Source organism: Helicobacter trogontum (genome assembly GCF_000765905.2).
Lineage (GTDB): Bacteria > Campylobacterota > Campylobacteria > Campylobacterales > Helicobacteraceae > Helicobacter_A > Helicobacter_A trogontum.
Genome location: NZ_JRPL02000070.1, coordinates 1 through 2,192 on the forward strand (window position 1 = coordinate 1; position 2,192 = coordinate 2,192).

1 protein-coding gene is annotated in these 2,192 nt (G+C 31.3%); it reads right to left on the bottom strand.

The window, feature by feature from the left end; translation table 11 throughout:
- Window positions 1-1,289: 1,289 nt before the first annotated feature.
- Window positions 1,290-2,192: PKD domain-containing protein (locus tag LS81_RS12210; protein WP_034347953.1), on the bottom strand; the 903-nt coding region annotated here is incomplete at its 5' end.

The following is a 2,192-nucleotide window of genomic DNA, read 5'->3' on the forward strand; positions in this document are numbered from 1 at the left end:
TTTTTTCATTGTCAAGTTGATTTATAAGCTCTAAGCTGGAATAAAAAAGATGGGCTTGGCAAACATACCCCCTCCAAGTTCCCAAAAAACCGATATTTTTTCTATCTGTGTGAGTTTATGAAAGTTGATTAGAAAAAAGTTTTAAAAATTATATGCTTGTGTGTAATATTGTAACTTATATGAAGCAAGTTAGCTTAATTGGGTAAGTGTATTTATTATGAAAGATAAATTTTCCCTTGTATCTCATATCACCTATGATGATAGTATGTAAATAGCCATTGAAGTCTAGCTTCCAAGCCAACCTTAATAAACTTTTTTAACCTTAAAAATACCTTAAAATTTAATTAATAGAATTGTAATTCTATATAAAGTCCGCAAAATAGGGCACAAAATGACCATGTGTGTCAAAATTTGTGCCATGAGATGACATTTATGTGTCTTTTTCTCTGCTTAGACTACAAGAAATTTAGCAAAGCAAGAAAGCTTCATATCTTCAAATAAGCCTCTTGCAGCCATAAACAATACGCAAGAGAGCTTTAAATCTTAAGTTCTATCCTACTTCCTAGATTAAAGCCTAGCATAAGATATGATATATGCTTGTGTGTATCCCTAAAATAGAGCAATACGCACATAACAAGCAGATTTGTATCTATCTGTTGCCCAAAAATCTCATAAATTTCACCAAAATTACTTCAAATCTGCTCTAACTAGATTCCATTTTAACTCAAAAAGCATGTTTAAATTTTTGCAATTTCTTGCAATTTTATAAAATTCTCGCACTCTTTGCTCTATTTCAATGTATTGCAAGGCAAAACACATGCAAACAATCTTTTTTATATGCTCTCCCTTGCGTATTAATACAAACAAACATATAAAATATAAAAATCTCCTAAAATGTGGCGTGAGGAAGCACAAACAAGGCATGTTGCTCATGAAACTTAAAAAGTGAAGCCAAATTGTGGCGTGTGTATGAAAGGAGCTAAAACTTTAAAATGTGGCGTGAAGCTAAGCAAGAATAATATGTCATAGATGAGAGCATAAAAACAAGAGAAATTTGACTTTTTATACACGTGGCCAACTTTTATAGATATGTCATAGATGAGAGCATAAAAACAAGAGAAATTTGACTTTTTATACACGTGGCCAACTTTTATAGCTTACTCTATATGTAACCATCAAATAAACACACTAAAGCCCTGATCTATAAAGAAGAGTTTATAAAGCTAGAAACTCTTTAGTGCATGGGTTTTATAATAGAATCTAATCAAGTTGAGATGAAAACACACAAACTAACACACTAAGATCTCTAATTCCCTTATATATTCTTTGTATATAAATTTATCTTTTGTATTTGCACTTATATCATCCTCATTAGTGCTTAGATTTTGCATATCTGTATTTTCATTACTTGCTTTATAGTCTTTATTCTCAACCTCTATTAATGCTTTAAATCTTATAATATATGTTCCCTCTTTATTGAAAGATTTTAATATATTATCTTTTTGTGTGCTTATCTCACCATCACCAAAATCCCATTCAACATCTCTTAGCTCTACAGAAGTAACGATATGAAATCCCACAATCTCATCTACTGCGATTACACTTTTAGTTACATATATCTCAAGTATAGTTGTATCAAATCCTGTATTATAATCTGGGATTTGCACCTTTTTCCATTCATCTGTATAATCACTAATAGCTGCCTCACCTATAGCTTTTAGTGCATCAACTGTTGTTTGTTGCATATCATAGCTTTTTAATAAATCTGGTTTATTCGCATTAGCAAGGACATTTTGATAGCTTACCATGCAGTTTGCTTTATTGATTTGTGCATTATCATTAGCACTTTTGTGTAAGACTTCTGCTTTAATCTTATCTTGTAGAGCTTGAGCTTGGAGTTGTGCTGTTTGCATTTTACTTGCTTGTATTTTAAAAAAGCTTTCTTTAACTTGATTTGCAAGCATAGCAACTTCTTTTTTCTTAGCAAGTATGCCCAATGCACTTTGATTTTGTGCATCTCGTGTAGCAACTTCATTTTGATCTATACTTAAGGCAGTTTGGACTGCACTTTGAAATACACCTAAGAATGTTTTAGCCATAAAATCGCTGTATGCTAAAGCTTTTTGATCATCTGTAAAGGCATAATCTGGCATATGTTTGATAAAGCTTTCTAGTGCATCTTTATAAATTTG